Raw genomic sequence first — 16,270 nt, forward strand, 5'->3', positions numbered from 1 at the left:
TTTATATTTTTATGAGTTAGTCTAATGGAATACGGCTGATTTTTTTCAGCTCTTTACTGTCACTCTTCCACACCCATGTTAACACGGCGCAGAAGAAGATGAAAAAGATCATAAAGGAGGTAAGACCATAAATGCTTACATCGCTTATTTTTTCGAGATAGTGAATGAATTTCATTTCTTACTGTTTGCGTGTTATTGAATAGATGCTGTTTTGTTTTTGCTTTCTGTTTGAATGTCCTTGCCCAGGCGTTGCAGGTAAGCAATCACAGCAATGATTTCTTTATTGGCAGGAGTTTCAATCTTGTCAATTTTTAAATTAATACGGATACCGTTGGCCTGTGTCATCAGATCTTTGTTGGCGATTTTATCATATCCTTCAGGGTAAGGAACGCCTAAAGTTTGCATCGCTCTTATTTTAGCAGGAGTGCTGGTAGTATCGAGGTCATTATCCAGCAACCAAACATAACGTGGCATTACAGAACCCGGGCTCATCAATGTTGGTTCCATTAGGTGATTATAATGCCAGGAATCTGATTTTTTCAATTTATCAGTTCCTTCTCTTGCTAAGTCCGGTCCTGTACGTTTACTGCCCCATTGGAACGGATGATCATACACAAACTCACCGGCTTTGGAATATTCACCATAACGTGCTACTTCATCACGGAACGGACGAACCATTTGTGAGTGACAGGTATAACATCCTTCTCTGATGTAAATATCTCTTCCCTGTAACTCCAGTGGTGTATATGGTTTTACGGCTGCAATGGTGGGTACATTCTCTTTCACCAGGAAGGTGGGAATCAATTCGAGCAGACCACCTATTGCTACGATGATTAAACTCAGTACCAGCATCATTACAGGTTTGCGTTCAATCACACGATGCCAGTATTCTTTTCCGTGAGAAGCTGCTTTTTCAAGAGCAGGAGCTTCTGCTTCTTCATTGGCAATAAAGGAACCGGATGCGGCTGTTTTATAAAGGTTGTACACCATCATAATGGCACCAATGATGTATAAAGTGCCACCTATACTCCTGGCAATGTACATGGGTATGATACTGTTCACAGTTTCAAGGAACTGGAATTTGATTAAACCTTCTTCTGTAAACTGTTTCCACATATCAGCCTGTGCAAAACCTGCCCAGTATAAAGGAATGGCATAGATAACAATACCGATTGTTCCTAACCAGAAGTGGTTGTTCGCAAGACGTGTAGAGTAAAGTTTGGTGCCCCACATTTTAGGGAATAACCAATACAAAATACCAAAGGCCATAAATCCGTTCCAGCCTAAGCCTCCGATATGTACGTGTGCAATAATCCAGTCAGTGAAGTGAGCAATGGCATTTACGTTTTTCAAACTCAGCATCGGGCCTTCAAACGTACTCATACCATAACAGGTAATGGCTACTACAAAGAATTTCAACATCGGTTCTTCACGTACTTTATCCCAGGCGCCACGCAGTGTAAACAAACCATTGAGCATACCGCCCCAGCTGGGTGCAATCAACATCACACTGAATACTGTGCCGAGTGATTGTGCCCAATCAGGCAATGCCGTATACAGCAAATGGTGCGGGCCTGCCCAGATGTACAAAAAGATCAATGCCCAGAAGTGTATGATGGAAAGACGATAAGAATATACGGGACGATTTGCTGCCTTCGGCAAGAAGTAATACATCAAACCTAAAATGGGAGTAGTTAAAAAGAAGGCAACCGCATTATGACCATACCACCACTGTACCAATGCATCCTGCACACCGGCATACCAGCTGTAACTCTTCATCCAACTGAACGGAAGTTCAATAGAGTTTACAATGTGCAGCATGGCAACGGTAATCCAGGTAGCGATGTAAAACCAGATAGCCACATACAAATGACTTTCTCTCCTCTTGATGATCGTACCAAACATGTTAATACCAAACACAACCCAGATGAGGGTGATGAGAATATCAATCGGCCACTCCAGCTCTGCATATTCTTTACCGGTGGTATAACCAGAAAATAAAGTAACAGCTGCCAATACAATAATCAACTGCCAGCCCCAGAAATGAATTTTACTGAGTACATCACTGAACATTCTTGCTTTACACAAGCGTTGCAGGGAGTAGTACACACCCATGAACATACTGTTGCCCACAAAAGCAAAAATCACTGCATTGGTGTGAATGGGGCGAAGACGTCCGAAAGTTGTACCCGGAAAGTTGAGGGATGTTTGTGGCAGGTAGAACTGAAGGGCTACCCATAAACCGACAATCATACCTACCAATCCCCAAATTGCAGTGGCGATGGCGAAGTTTTTTACGATCCGGTTGTCATAAGCGAATTTTTCCATTTGCATATGGTTCGTTTTAAGATTTAGGTTTTTGAATTGTATCGTCAAAGAGAATTCTGCGGGGAGGTGAGTAATCGTCATCCATCTGGCCATTACGGATGCTCCAGATGAACGCTACCAGGAACAGTGCGGCAACACTGATGCTGGCAATGAGAAGTATGATAATTACACTCATGTGGTGCGTTTTTAGTACGAGGCAAAACTATTTTCAGCAGGTGAGGGCTACAGTGATGGGTATCAAAGCCATCAATGATATTTATCAGCGCATGTGTGATTGCAAAGGTTTGCAGTGAACAGATGTTCAGTTATTTACGTCTTCATTGCGGGCAGTAACCATTTGCCTAACAAACTGCTGCTGCCGAAGGTGATGAGTAAAATACTGATGGAACTGGAGGGCATTAAGATGGCAGCAACCAGTGGTGATAACACGCCCTGCAAGGCAAAGAATAATCCCACAACATTATATACGATTGATAAAATGAAGGCTGCCAGGATGATTTGTTTATTGGCTTTGCAAAGTTTTATAAACGATGGCAGCAGGTGCAACTGCCGGGCATCCAGCACGGCATCACTGGCAGGCGTAAAATTATTGGTGTCTTCTGTTACGGCAATGCCCACATTGCTTTGCTGCAGGGCACCGGCATCATTGAGCCCATCGCCAATCATCAGCACTTTTTGATTTTTGCTTTGCAATTGATGAATATAGTTGAGCTTTTGATGCGGCTGTTGCTGAAACAGAAGTTTGGTTCCGGCGCCGAATAAATGCTGGAGATGCAGTTGTTCCGCATTGCTATCACCACTGATGATGGATAAGCGGAATTCTTTTCTCAACGAATCAATCATGGGTTCCAGTTGCTCCCGGTAGTGATTGCTGAATACAAAATATCCCAGGTAATCATCATTGATCACTGCATGCACTTTTGTGCGGTTATCCTGTTGGTCCGTAGTAACAGGAGAGGAGCCCAATACTACTTTCTCATTTCTAACAACACCTTCAATGCCTTTGCCCGGGGTTTCACGAAAATCAGAAACAGATGTAGTTCTGCTGCGCCCCAGGTGCTGCACTAATGCTTTACTCAACGGATGTGTAGATTGAGCTGCAAGAGCGCTGATTTGTTCCTTTTGTTCATTCGTCAACACTTCTCCCGAAAATTCAATATCCTGTTTGTTGGCACTGGTGAGGGTTCCTGTTTTATCAAATACAATATGATCAACAGCGGCCATATCTTCTATTACCTGTGCATTGCGCAGGTAGAGTTTTCTACGGCTTAACAGGCGAATGATATTACCATTGGTAAAACTGTTACTCAGCAATAAAGCACAGGGGCAGGCAACAATAAGTACTGTGGTGATTACATTCCATGCTTTGGTGCTGTCGTAAAAACTCCAGTAAAGCGCTCCTGCTGCTGCCAGTGCCAGCACAACCCAGGTAAACCAGCGGCTGAGTGCATGCACAAATGATTTTTGTTCTTCACCTGCTTTTTTATCACCTTCTTTGTTCCAGAGTTGGGTGAGATAGCTTTGAGTTACTTCTTTTATGGTAAGCAGTTCAATATTGCTGCCGGTTTGCCGGCCACCTGCATAAATAATTTCACCCATTTCTTTTACTACAGGTACACTTTCGCCGGTTACAAAACTGTAATCAATCAAGGCTTTACCACGGGTAAGAATACCATCAGCCGGAATAATTTCATCATGATGAATTAATAAAGTGTCATTCACTTTTACCTGTGGTAATGCTACCGGTGTTTCAAGATCATTTTTAATGACTGTAACTGCTAAAGGAAAATAAGAAGTGTAATCCCGTTCAAATGAAAGTTGCTGGTATGTTTTATTCTGAAGAATGCGGCCCACGAGCATGAAGAATACAATACCCGTCATACTGTCAAAATACCCGGCACTGATATCATTATAAACCTCATACAAACTGCGGAAAAAGGTGATCAGAATTGCTAAGGCGACGGGCGCATCAATGTTCAGGAATTTATTACGGAGCCCTTTCCACGCACTTTCAAAAAATGGCTGGGAACTGTAAAGTAATACAGGTAGTGCAAGAATGATATTCAGTATTCTGAAGGTGGATTGCAATGCCTGTTCGTCGCCTTCAAAACCTAAGTACTCTGGAAAACTGAGTAACATAATATTGGCAAATGCAAAACCTGCTACGCCCAATTGATAAATCATCGATTTGGGGAAGGCCGGTTTTTTATGTTCCAGGTCGTGCAGGCTGATGTAAGGTTCATAACCTACTGAACTGAGCAATGTAGCCAGTTTGCTCAATGCAAGTTCATTGTGATTAAAAACAACTGTTACTTCTTTGGCCGGGAAATTGACACGGGATGAAATGACATGCGGATTAATGCGGTGCAGGTTTTCCAACAGGTACAAACAACTGCTGCAATGCATTTGCGGCAGGTAAAAGGTGATATGTGTTTGTGATGCGTCCTGAAATTGAATGAGCTTTTGTTGAATGGTTTTGTCTTCCAGGAACAGGAATTTATCAGTTCTGATTTCTTTTTGAAGATTAGTGCCGGGTTGCTCGTTCAGGTTGTAATACTCACAAAGCCCGCTTTTATTAAGAATGGAGTAAACGGATTTACAGCCCTGGCAGCAAAACGTTTTTTCATCAAAACGAACAGCCGTCAACACTTCTTCGCCGCAGTGGTAGCATTGCACCTGGTTGGTAGTTGTATGCATAGCGGCTGCAAAATAGATTTTGAGGAAGCAGTGTATGCTGATGAAAGTCAATAGCGAAAATGACAATACTCACTATGGCATTGTAGCATTCATTAACCCTCACTTTTAAGACAGGGTTACAAGAGTTGGAAATTGGCTTTAGCCTTAAATTCTTAAGATGATTAGCTCTGATCATGTCAAGGCTAAAGTCAAACCTTTTTATTTTTTGCCCCTCACTTAAAAGTCAGGGTTATATTTTTTGAAGCGTATTTTTTTCCATGGTCTGACGGTTTATAACCGTGCCGACCAAGAAAAAGCCCCGCTTAAAAGCGGGGCCGTTCATCATCAATCACCAGCTTGTTCACTACTTCACAGGTATGTGTTTACCTGTTTCTGTGATTCTTGCTTTTTCTGTTTTGGGTAACATGAGTTTCAATTCGCCGTTTTCATATACCGCATCAATTTTTTCTTTCATCACTTCTTCCGGCAGGGTAAAGCTGCGGCTGAAAGATGAATAGTTGTACTCTTTGCGGTTGAATTCCATTTCTTTCTCTTCTTTGGTTTCTTCCTTCTCACAGCTGATGGTGAGCATGTTTCCGTCCATTCTGATGTCAAAATCCTCTTTCTTCATTCCCGGTACGGCCAGTGTTACCATAAAGTTTTCTTTGGTTTCGGTTACGTTTACTGCCGGTACAGTAAGCATACGGTTGAAAATAGTACTGCCATTATCAAACCATTCATTCCAGGGTTTGAAAAAATCATCAAAAAATACAGGCAGTTTTCCGGTTCTCTCGAGAGCTTTTGTTGCCATATACACCTCCTTTTTAGGATTGTTAAGAACCTAAATAATAACGGCTTAAAGCTACAGCTAGGCACAAAGGGAATCCTATGACAATTGTCACATGAATGATTGAGGAAAGTCAAAAGCAGCTTAATGCTTTTTATTCATTCGTTCAGCCAGCCATTCCTGCGCCTGTTCTACGGCTGCTTTAGTGGCGGCTGCCGCCAGTTGACTCAAGGCGTCTGCAATAGTGTTTTCATTACTGTCAGTATTTTTCTGAAAAGCTGCAGCAATAAATTCACCTGCAATATTTTTTGGTTTGAAGCTGTGTTTGAGTTCAATCCAATGGGCATGCATCAGCAACTCCAGCTCCTGCTGCCGTTTGCGGAGTTGCTTTTTTTTCTTTTGTAACTGCTTATCAGATTGAATCTTCTTCATCATTTTCCTCCTGTTCTTCTTCTGTAAATAAATGTTTGAGCAGCGCATTCATTAACGGGTATTGAATCATCTGTTTTCTGAAGATCCAAACGATCATACCCAACACTAAAATAACAGCGGCAGTAAATAAAAAGCCAAAGTAAAGCGCTCCAAAAATTTCACCCATGTACACAGAAAGAGCAATGGCAAGAAACAAAACTGCAAACACAAAAAATGCAGCGATGATCATGGCTGCCAGCAGCAGCGATACTAACACGGCTGTTTTTTCGGCGGCAGTAAGTTTTAACTGATCGGTGCGGTTGTTAATATACTCCCGGATGGTTTTGCCCAGTTCTTCTGCTTTGGTCCATGTTTGTTCCATACTCATTTTTTTACATCACATAGAATCGTTTCCTTCTTTTTCAAAGCGTCCTGTTTTTTCTGTTAAAAGGATGCGGTATATCACGGCTCTTACTGTTTGCTTTGTGGTTAAATGCCTTGCGGGTTTGTTTTCAGGTGGGTGAGCTGTTGTGCTTACTTTCAGTTTCATCATTCGCTCTACAAATAATTTCATTGCTTCATAGCGCTCCCGTTCATCTGTAATTTCATGATAGCTTCCCCAACTGATGACGGTTTTCCAGTTGCAGTTATCTTTTATCTGTTCTACTTCAAAACAAACCAGCGGGTTGTTACGCATTAAAAAAATCTTTTCACCTTCTACGGAATGAGCAATCACATATTTTCCATCATATACATAGTTGATGGGCACTACATAGGTTTTGCCCTCTTTGCAACAGCCGATGCGGCCTACTGTTGCCTGCAGCAGCACTTCTTCAATTTCTTCCGGTTTTAAAATACCCAGCATGGTTTTGTTTGAAAGTTAAAACTACACTGTACGGGAGTCTTTGGTTATGAGTGGGGTCAACAGGTAGCTTGATGCCTGTCAGTTAATGTGTAACTATCAAACTTCAAAGCGTAAATTAGCTGATGCTGCAAACGGCCCCACCATTCCTGCATCCGGTATATGCCTGCTCACAGGTACAACTTATACGTGGCGGTAAAGCGTATTTTGATTTACTGCAGCAATTAATTGATACGGCTGTTACCTCTATTCATTTGCAGACTTACATTTTTGAGGATGATGAAACAGGAATGGAAATAGGAGCAGCGCTTATCAATGCAGCACAGCGGGGAGTAACGGTACAATTAATGGTAGATGCTTATGCTTCCAAAGAACTTTCAGACGCCTTTGTAGAGCGGCTGCAACGAAAGGGAGTTGAGTTTAAAGAGTTTGAACCTTTTTTTAAAAACCGGAATTTTTATTTTGGCAGAAGGCTGCATCATAAAGTATTTGTAGCGGATGGTTTACGAAGTCTTGTGGGCGGCATCAACATCAGTAACCGTTACAATGATATGCCCGATGAGAAAGCTTGGCTGGATTGGGCTTTGTATGCAGAGGGTGAAGCCAGTGCTCAGTTGGAGCAGGTTTGTAAAGAAGTGTGGAATACGCCGCAACTTTTTAAGAAGAAAACTTCCGTTAAAACTTTTTCAACTAAGTCTGACACATCATCCTACCTGGTTCGTGTGCGACGTAACGACTGGGTGTATCGTAAAAATCAAATCAGCCGTACCTATCTTGAAATGTTCCGTCATGCAAAATCATCTATAACTATTCTCTCCAGTTATTTTTTGCCCGGCAGGGTATTTCGTAAACATATTGAACGGGCCCTTCAGCGTGGTGTGCAGATAGAAGTGATTACGGCAGGTAACAGTGATATTACTCTTTCAAAAAATGCAGAACGTTATCTGTACCGGTGGTTGCTCAAACGAGGTGTTCGAATTTATGAGTACCAGCCATCTGTGTTGCATGGAAAGCTGAGTTTGTGTGATGATGTATTGGTTACCGTAGGTTCTTACAATATCAATAACATCAGTGCCTATGCCAGCATTGAATTGAATCTTGATGTGCTGAGTAAACCATTTGCCATTGAAACAAAAGCTGTTTTAAAGCAGTTGATGGAAGAAGATTGTGTGCCGGTTACAACAGAGAGTTATGAAATGAAATTTAACCGATGGCAACGCATGGTGCAGTGGGGCAGTTATGTATTATTCCGTTTTATCTTTTTCCTGTTTACTTTTTATTTCAAACAAAAAGAGTAGTTGTTTTCGCCACCATCAATAAAAGGAAAAGCCCCGAAGAATCGGGGCTTTCTAACCAACCAAATCAAGACCTGTGTGCTATGAATACAGGTATTTTGTGTGCTCCGATAATGCTTTTGATAAAGCTCTTACGCAGCACTTGAGAAATTGTACTTCTTCCATAAGCGCCCGCCACAAGGATGGCTCCTTCTTTATTATTCATCCACGCAGCAAAATACTTAGTGGGGTTAATTTCCAGTTTCATCATGGTGAGATCCTGGAAATGACGGGCAGCTAATTCTTCAATATTGTTTTCATGGGGGAATTCAATTTTGTCGTCCTCATGTGCATACACTAACAGCGTGGGTTGCCGGCTCAACTCCGGAAACAGGTAAGCAAACTGTTTGATGGCATACACGGAAGATGCAGAGCCATCATAACTGAGTACGGTGGTGTTTGGGAATTCAAAAGTTTCGGGTACAACAATTACGGGGCATTCAACTTTTTGCAATACCTCCTGGAGGTATTCGTTGATGCCTTCTTCATGACTTTCATAAAAAGATTCACTGCCTATTACCAGCAGGTCGGCAAATCTTGATTCGGTGATCAGTTCAGGCAAGGCAAAATCGTACGCATCTTCATGAACCCTGTACTCAATACCACTCTTTTGACAGCGGGTTTCAAATTCTGTTTTACAGGCTGTAAGAACGGCGGGATCAGTTTCAGGAAGTACCGGCACCAGTACGGTTCCGGTCATGGCATCTGTATAGCTCCATAAAGAAGAAGCAATACTCTGCGGCAGAAATACACCGGTTACCAATACATGTTCCAGGTTATTCAACTGGCGTACAAAATCAAAAGCGCCCTTTGAAAAATGAGCACCATCAAACATCAGTAGCACCTTTTTCATAACCATATGTTTAGAAGTTAAAGTTCAACAATCAGTATGCCAGTGATGATGATGGCGGAGAGGAACGTGGGTGATCTTCATCAGTAGTACTTGTTTTTTGCGCTGCGTTTTATTGCCGATAAAACATTCGTTTTCACGCAGATGAACAGAAAGTTTTTTTTGGTTTCAAAAAAATACTGGTAATTTGAACCTGATTATTGATTGCATTGGCCCACGATTTATCATACGGACGGTTAGAAGAACTGCAGCGCCGGCTGGCAGTTTATGAAGATGAAGCAGCGTATAAAGAAATTTTTATGATGCTGTTTTCATCGCTCACCCGTTTTGCAGCCTCCATCGTTCAATCAAGGGAAACGGCTGAAGAAATTGTATCAGATGTTTTTATTCAACTCTGGAACCAGCGTTCCCGTATCGGCGAAATCAGCGATCTGCGTTTGTATCTTTTTATAGCGGTTAAAAACAACTCTGTACGAAAACTTAAGCAGCAACTGAAATCAACATCCATTTCCATTGATGAGTTGAATATTGAACTGGATTCCAGCTATCTCTCGCCGGAACATCAAATGCTTTCTGCTGAAGCTGTCCGTTCCATCGAATCGGCTATTCATCACTTGCCGCCCCGTGCCCGTTTGATTTTTAAACTGGCCAAGGAAGACAAAATGAAGTATAAGGATATTGCTTCCCTGCTCAATATCTCCGTAAAAACGGTAGATCATCAACTCTCCATTGCCCTTAAAAAAATAGGGGCTGCCATTGGCAGTACCATCCGCAAAAAAAAGTGAAATTATCTTTAGGGGATTTTTCTGTTTTTGTACTCCTGCACTTATAACGCTTATGACAAAGGATAAAATCTGGCATTTGGTTGCCCGTAAACTGAACGGTGAAGCAAGCCCCGAGGAGCTGAAGGAGTTAGAACTCCTGCAGCAGGAAGGTTCGCTGCTTCATTATGAACTGCAGCTCCTGGAGCAGTTCTGGCATACGGAACCTGAAGCCGACACCGACTACCTGGAAGCAACCTATTTACTGCATCATTCCAAAATGAAAAAGCTGGGCATTGAACCCGGCGCCGCAATTTCAGTAACAGAGGAAGCAGGTCTTCATCCATCAACCCGTTTCTCCGGCCGTAAACTTCTTGTGTTTTCATTACTGGCTTTATTAGTTATAACAACTGCTTACTTTGTTGTAAGGCAGCCGGCCCGCAAAACAGACCTGGTACAGGTGCCTGAAAAGAAAGCGGCAACACAGGGTGTAGTAGAAACCAAAAAAGCTTCCAAAACAAAACTGGTGTTGCCGGATGGTTCAACGGTTTGGCTTAACAGCGGCAGTAAATTATCCTACCAGAACATGATGAGTAAGGCTGATAAGCGGGAGGTTACTTTAACCGGTGAAGCTTATTTTGATGTAACTCGTAATCCCAAACGTCCTTTTATTATTCATACCTCAAGCATTGATGTAAAAGTGCTGGGTACAGAGTTTAATGTAAAAGCGTACCCTGATGACGCCACAGTAGAAACCAGTTTGATACATGGAAGCGTGCAGGTGTATCTTAAAAATGATCCTTCTAAATCATACCTGCTCAAGCCCAATGAAAAACTCATTCTTTATAAGCCGGGAGATGTGGTGAATACAACCAAGCGAAGCAGCAGCGATCTTAAATCTTTTGGCAGCATACCCAAGGTGGCGGTTGAAAAGCTCAATTATATCAATGGATCACCGGTGGCTACAGAAGCAGCATGGGTTAAAAACCAACTGAGTTTTAATGATGAATCATTTAAAGACATTGCCGTGAAACTGGAGCGTTGGTATGATGTGGAGTTTGAATTTAAAAACAACCAATTAGAGTTAGAGCGTCTTACGGGCTCTTTACCATCAGCGTCATTAAAACAGGCACTGGATGCATGGAAGTTTACAACCCCCGGATTTAATTACCGGATTGAAGATAAAAAGGTCATTATTTATTAAGTCACCCAAAACAACGATTGCGTATGAAACAAACTGATAATTCTTCATAACCGCTTTCTTATAAAAAAGGAGGATGCTGCAACATCCCCCTTGGAAAGTAGTACATTCTTTAACCAGGAAACCGCTGTCATTTGAGTTGAATAACGGCTTCCGCATTTATACTACCAAAACCCAAAAGTATGGAAAAAAGATTGTCGATTGCCGGGCTTACAAAAGCCTTACAAAAGCCACTATTGATTATGAAACTGACCTTGTTCCTGGCTGTTTTTTGTACCATACAGGCAACAGCTGGTCTTAATGCACAAAGCGTAACCCTCAATGCGAACAACTCTGAAATATCACAGGTGTTGAACAGTATTGAGAAACAAGGTTACTACCGGTTTTTGTTTAACAGCCGGTTAAAAGATTTAAAGCAAAAGGTATCTGTAACATTTACCAATGCTGATATTAAAGAAGTATTGCAGTTTTTATTTAACGGCACTACACTTACCTGGTTGCAATTAGATAATAACCTGGTAGCTATCCGCTCTAATAACCCGGGTGAAGCAGATATTCGTGTTACCGGGCGTGTTACCGGTGATAACGGGGAAGGAATCGCTTCTGCCTCTGTTACTGTAAAAGGAACATCCCGTGGTACCGTAACTGACCTCACCGGAAACTTTGCCATAACTGTTCCTGAAAATGCTACACTCGTTGTTTCTGCCATTGGCTATAACACTATTGAAGTGCAGGTGAATAACCAGCAGGTAATTAATGTAAAGCTGGAACAATCCACTAAAAAGATGGATGAAGTAGTGGTGATTGGTTATGGTGCTGCCAGTAAAAGAGATCTTACCGGTTCTATTACAAAAATTTCCGGTAAAGAAATTGCTGATAAGCCAAACGTAAACCCCATTGCTTCTTTGCAGGGTAGAGTAGCCGGTTTGTATATTGTGAATAACGGAACCCCCGGTGCTGCTCCTGATATTCGCTTACGTGGTACATCCAGTTTTGGACAAGTACGTCCTTTATTTATCATTGATGGAATCTTCAATGATAATATTGACTTTTTAAATCCCAACGACATTGAGTCTATTGAAGTATTGAAAGATCCTTCATCACTCGCCATCTTTGGTATCCGTGGTGCTACCGGTGCTATTGTTATCACTACTAAGAAAGCAAAGGCCGGTCAGATTAATATCAATTTCAGTTCTACAGTTGGTGCAAAGTACCTGGCTCAGCGGGACCGGATTGCTATGGTTGATGCCAATGGGTTTAAAACATTATGGGATGAAGAGCAAGCTAATAACGGCGTGCCGGTAAACCAGCGTTTTAACTACACCCCATGGACCGGTAATACTGATTGGGTAAATGAAATGCTCCGTACCGGTTTCTTTAACTCTAATAACCTTAGTGTTACTGCCAGCACCGAAAAGAATAAATTTTACATGGGGCTTGGTTATGTGATTGATGAAGGTGTGGTGAAAAATGAGCGTCTTACCCGTATGTTCATCAACATTAATGATGAATTGAAGCTGAATAAGTTTCTGAAAGTTGGATTTACATTGAACACTATGCGTCAGCGTCTTCCCTTCAGCCAGGCTAATGGTTTGTTGTTTGATGCAAGACGTGTGCTGCCCATCACCCCTGTAAAAAATGCAGATGGAGATTGGTATGACCTTGCGATCCAGGGCGGACAGATTGCCAACCCTATAATGAACCTCGAAGAAAAATGGGATAAAGAAAGAAGATATGAATTCCGTAATGTAGGAAGTGTGTATGCTGAAGTTAACTTTTTAAGAAGCTTCACTTTCCGTTCTACATTCTATGCAGATATGTCGAACCTGGAATCAAGAACCTATGCTCCATTGATCAATATTTATAATCCTGTACTTGATTCTACTTTCATTTCGGGTTTCAACTTTCTTACCAGTGTGAATCAGAACAACGAACGCTGGAGCAAGTTTCAACAAGACCATGTGTTAACGTTTAAAAAGAATTTTGGTGAACATGGGTTAACAGTAACAGGAGGTTTTACAACTTTCTTTGAAAGTTATCGTGGTTTGTTTGGCCGGGTGCAACAATCACCAACTACCGATCCTATACCTGATGATTCACGTTTCTGGTATGTATCAAGCGGATTTGGTGATCCTCAGTCTTTGAGAAGCAGCAGCAGCCAGTGGGAGCGTGCTAACGTAGCTTTCCTGGGCCGTGCCTTGTATAATTATAAGGGTAAGTACCTGTTGAATGCTTCTTACCGTCGTGATGGTTCTTCAGCCTTCCCTAACAACTACTGGAATAACTTTTTCTCAGTGGGCGCAGCATGGGAAATAACAAAAGAAGATTTCATGTCCAACCAGAAGTTCTTCAACTTCTTAAAGTTGAAAGCATCTATTGGTACTTTAGGTGTTCAAAACACTTTAGGTCTTGCATACCCTGCATTCCCTGCTATCCGTACAGCTAACTCTGCTGTATTCGGAAGCAATCTCATTCCTTCTTATACACGTTCTTACGAACCCGACAGAGATTTGAACTGGGAGCGTATTAAAGCAAAAGAAGTAGGAGTAGAATTTGTGGCATTGAATAACCGGTTTTCTTTTGAGGCTGCATGGTTTGACCGTTTAACAACAGATCTGCTTGCATTTCAATCATCACCTGTTACAGGCACAAGACTTGGAAATATTGGTGATGTGCGTAACCGTGGTATTGAAGCAACTGCCAGCTGGACACAGCAGTTCGGTAAAGATCAGTCTTTAACCATCAGTGGTAACATCACTACACTCAACAATAAAGTGGAATCACTTCCTTCTGATGGTAGACTTACTTCAGGCGAAGAGCGTCCGAGTGTGACTGAAATCGGTTTCCCCATTGGTTATTTTTATGGCTATGTTGTAGAAGGTGTTTACCAGAGCTATGCAGATAAACTTGCTTCGCCTACGGTAGTTGGTTATGATTACCAACCCGGGGATTTAAAATATAAAGACCTCAATGGCGATGGTAAGGTTGATGCCAATGACCGTCAATTAATCGGTAATCCTACACCTGACTTTATCTATGGAATTTCACTCAACTATAAGTACAAAAATTTTGATGCGGGGATAGACTTCCAGGGTGTTTACGGTAATGAAATTTACCGCTATTGGGGAAGTTCTGAATTACCTTTCACCCGTTTCAATTATCCGGAATTCCGTTTAGGAAGATGGACAGGCCCCGGTACCTCTAATTTTGAACCTGCCGTTTCTAACCGACCTATCAACCGCCTGCCTTCTACCTATGGTGTTGAAGATGGAAGTTTTTTCCGCATCAGAAATGTACAGATTGGTTATAACATCAGCCCCAATGTGCTGAAGAAAATCAATATTAAGAGCTTCCGCATTTTTGCCAATGCTCAAAACCTGATTACATGGAAACGCAACTCCGGTTACTCACCTGAGTTTGGAGGCAGCCCCACACAGTTTGGTATTGACAATGGTGATGGACCTATTCCTGTAATTATAACAGCAGGTATTAATGTGAACTTTTAATTGCCAGATATGTTAAAAACAAAAAAAATAAAACTGAAACCTATGCGTACAATCAAACAAACAATGCAGGTGCTTTTGCTAAGCGTCACTGCAATATTGATGTTCTCCGGGTGTTCAAAATTTCTGGATCGCAAGCCATTAGAGGCTACGCTTGATGATCTGAACCAGGGAGGTTTGGAAGGACAGATTTATGGTCTTTACGGAGCTATCCGTAATGGCGATGTAGCCGGCCAGGCATTTGGCGGTATTCCTTGGATGGCGCTTCATAATTTCCGTTCAGATGATTCTGAAAAAGGAAGTAGTCCTGCTGATGGTGCTGACTGGGAAGTGATTCATGATAATTTCCAGTATGTAAAAGATCACTGGAGTGCAACCATTTACTGGGATCAGCATTACACATTGATTGCATTGGCTAATACAGCTTTGCAAACTGCGGACTCATTAAAGCTTAATGACCCAGCCTCACAGGTAAATATAGGCGAAGCCAAGTTTTTCCGTGCGTTGGCTTATTTTGACCTGGTTCGTGTTTACGGACAAGTTCCAAAAATTGACTTCCGTGTTTATAATCCTTCTGAGGCAAGAAGACCCAAAGTATCAGAAGCTGAAATTTATGCATTGATTGATGCAGACCTGCAGGCTGCAATTACCGTGCTGCCACCTACATGGGCAACAGGTAGCGGTAACCGTTTCCCCGGCCGTTTAACCAATTTTGCAGCCAAAGCACTTCGTGCAAAAACTTTGTTGTACCGTCAGCGTTGGGCTGAAGCATTGGCTTTATGTAATGATATTATCGGGTCTAATCGTTATGCACTCACAGATGATTATTTTAAAGCCTTTAGCATAGAGGGTGAAAATAACAGCGAATCCATTTTTGAAATCCAGGCAGACCAGGGAACTCAATATGGTACGAATGAACCATTTTCATGGACAGGTATTTGCCAGGGTGTGCGTGGCTCTGCTGAGTGGGATTTAGGATGGGGCTGGAATGCACCTACAGCCAATCTTGTAAATGCTTATGCTGCCGGTGATAAACGTAAAGATGGTACCATTCTTTTCTCCGGTCAGTCAGATGGTGTGTACGGAAGAACAGTTCCTGCATTCCCTGCTGTAGTGCCCCGTGCTTACTGGAACAAAAAAGTGTATCCTAATCCTGCCACACAGGCCTCAAAAGGTCAGCGCCAGGCAGGCTGGTACAATCATAAAGTATTACGTTATGCAGATGTTTTGTTGATGGCGGCAGAAGCTGCTAATGAAGTGGGAGGTGCTGCTAACCAAACACTGGCAGTAAATCTTGTAAATCAAATAAGAACAAGAGCCGGTTTGGGCAACGTAACATTCACAACCCAGGCAGCAATGCGTACTATTATTCAAAATGAAAGAAGATTTGAAATGGCGCTGGATGGCGAACGTTTCTTTGATGTGGTACGTTGGGGTCTTGCTCCAACTGTGCTGGGGCCATTAGGTTATCAAGCCAGAAACAGATATTATCCTATTCCGCAGGCAGCGATTGATTTTGCAAATGGTGTGTTGGTTCAAAATCCTGATTATTAATCG

The 16,270-nt window shown here is 42.1% G+C and carries 14 protein-coding genes; 5 read left to right on the forward strand and 9 right to left on the reverse strand.

Going from position 1 to position 16,270, the window contains the following annotated elements:
* Positions 1 to 16 precede the first annotated feature (16 nt).
* The 8 genes from PDL71_RS07735 to PDL71_RS07770 all read right to left on the reverse strand — a co-directional run bounded on the left by PDL71_RS07735 (position 17) and on the right by PDL71_RS07770 (position 7,067).
* Positions 17 to 175 carry a CcoQ/FixQ family Cbb3-type cytochrome c oxidase assembly chaperone gene (locus PDL71_RS07735; RefSeq protein WP_407527640.1) on the reverse strand — a complete coding sequence of 53 codons (159 nt, stop codon included), beginning with the start codon at positions 173 to 175 and terminating at the stop codon, positions 17 to 19.
* 17 nt (positions 176 to 192) lie between these two features.
* Positions 193 to 2,334, reverse strand: a complete 2,142-nt coding sequence (gene ccoN, locus PDL71_RS07740) for a cytochrome-c oxidase, cbb3-type subunit I (protein ID WP_407527642.1) — start codon at positions 2,332 to 2,334, stop codon at positions 193 to 195.
* Between the two features lie 10 nt (positions 2,335 to 2,344).
* Positions 2,345 to 2,503 carry a cbb3-type cytochrome oxidase assembly protein CcoS gene (ccoS, locus tag PDL71_RS07745; protein WP_407527645.1) on the reverse strand — a complete coding sequence of 53 codons (159 nt, stop codon included), beginning with the start codon at positions 2,501 to 2,503 and terminating at the stop codon, positions 2,345 to 2,347.
* Positions 2,504 to 2,637: 134 nt separating this feature from the next.
* Complete coding sequence (locus tag PDL71_RS07750) at positions 2,638 to 5,025, reverse strand: heavy metal translocating P-type ATPase (RefSeq protein ID WP_407527647.1); 2,388 nt, start codon at positions 5,023 to 5,025, stop codon at positions 2,638 to 2,640.
* A gap of 343 nt (positions 5,026 to 5,368) precedes the next feature.
* Complete coding sequence (locus PDL71_RS07755; protein ID WP_407527650.1) at positions 5,369 to 5,815, reverse strand: Hsp20/alpha crystallin family protein; 447 nt, start codon at positions 5,813 to 5,815, stop codon at positions 5,369 to 5,371.
* A 120-nt stretch (positions 5,816 to 5,935) separates the two neighbouring features.
* Positions 5,936 to 6,223 (reverse strand): hypothetical protein, encoded by a 288-nt coding sequence (locus PDL71_RS07760; RefSeq protein WP_407527653.1) that lies wholly within the window; start codon positions 6,221 to 6,223, stop codon positions 5,936 to 5,938.
* Complete coding sequence (locus PDL71_RS07765) at positions 6,204 to 6,584, reverse strand: hypothetical protein (protein ID WP_407527655.1); 381 nt, start codon at positions 6,582 to 6,584, stop codon at positions 6,204 to 6,206. The genes PDL71_RS07760 and PDL71_RS07765 overlap by 20 nt, the downstream gene beginning before the upstream one ends.
* A gap of 15 nt (positions 6,585 to 6,599) precedes the next feature.
* Entirely contained in the window at positions 6,600 to 7,067 is a 468-nt protein-coding gene (locus tag PDL71_RS07770; RefSeq protein WP_407527658.1) for a pyridoxamine 5'-phosphate oxidase family protein, read from the reverse strand.
* A 122-nt stretch (positions 7,068 to 7,189) separates the two neighbouring features.
* On the opposite strand from PDL71_RS07770, the gene PDL71_RS07775 reads away from it, so the two are divergent.
* A complete protein-coding gene (locus PDL71_RS07775; protein WP_407527660.1) occupies positions 7,190 to 8,362 on the forward strand; it encodes a phospholipase D-like domain-containing protein in 1,173 nt (390 codons plus the stop codon).
* A 64-nt stretch (positions 8,363 to 8,426) separates the two neighbouring features.
* Here the strand turns inward: PDL71_RS07775 and PDL71_RS07780 are convergent, their stop codons facing one another.
* On the reverse strand, positions 8,427 to 9,251 hold the full coding sequence (locus PDL71_RS07780) for a hypothetical protein (protein WP_407527663.1): 825 nt from the start codon (positions 9,249 to 9,251) through the stop codon (positions 8,427 to 8,429).
* Between the two features lie 206 nt (positions 9,252 to 9,457).
* Between PDL71_RS07780 and PDL71_RS07785 the strand changes: the two genes are divergently transcribed.
* From PDL71_RS07785 to PDL71_RS07800, 4 genes are all read left to right on the forward strand, one after another.
* On the forward strand, positions 9,458 to 10,033 hold the full coding sequence (locus PDL71_RS07785) for an RNA polymerase sigma-70 factor (protein ID WP_407527666.1): 576 nt from the start codon (positions 9,458 to 9,460) through the stop codon (positions 10,031 to 10,033).
* Positions 10,034 to 10,085: 52 nt separating this feature from the next.
* The gene (locus PDL71_RS07790) at positions 10,086 to 11,213 is read left to right on the forward strand and encodes a FecR family protein (RefSeq protein ID WP_407527669.1); all 1,128 of its coding nucleotides are present in this window, start codon (positions 10,086 to 10,088) and stop codon (positions 11,211 to 11,213) included.
* Positions 11,214 to 11,392: 179 nt separating this feature from the next.
* A complete protein-coding gene (locus tag PDL71_RS07795) occupies positions 11,393 to 14,716 on the forward strand; it encodes a TonB-dependent receptor (RefSeq protein WP_407527672.1) in 3,324 nt (1,107 codons plus the stop codon).
* A gap of 42 nt (positions 14,717 to 14,758) precedes the next feature.
* On the forward strand, positions 14,759 to 16,267 hold the full coding sequence (locus PDL71_RS07800) for a RagB/SusD family nutrient uptake outer membrane protein (RefSeq protein ID WP_407527675.1): 1,509 nt from the start codon (positions 14,759 to 14,761) through the stop codon (positions 16,265 to 16,267).
* The last annotated feature ends 3 nt before the right edge of the window (positions 16,268 to 16,270 follow it).

Source organism: Lacibacter sp. MH-610, assembly GCF_045780045.1.
Taxonomy (GTDB): domain Bacteria; phylum Bacteroidota; class Bacteroidia; order Chitinophagales; family Chitinophagaceae; genus Lacibacter.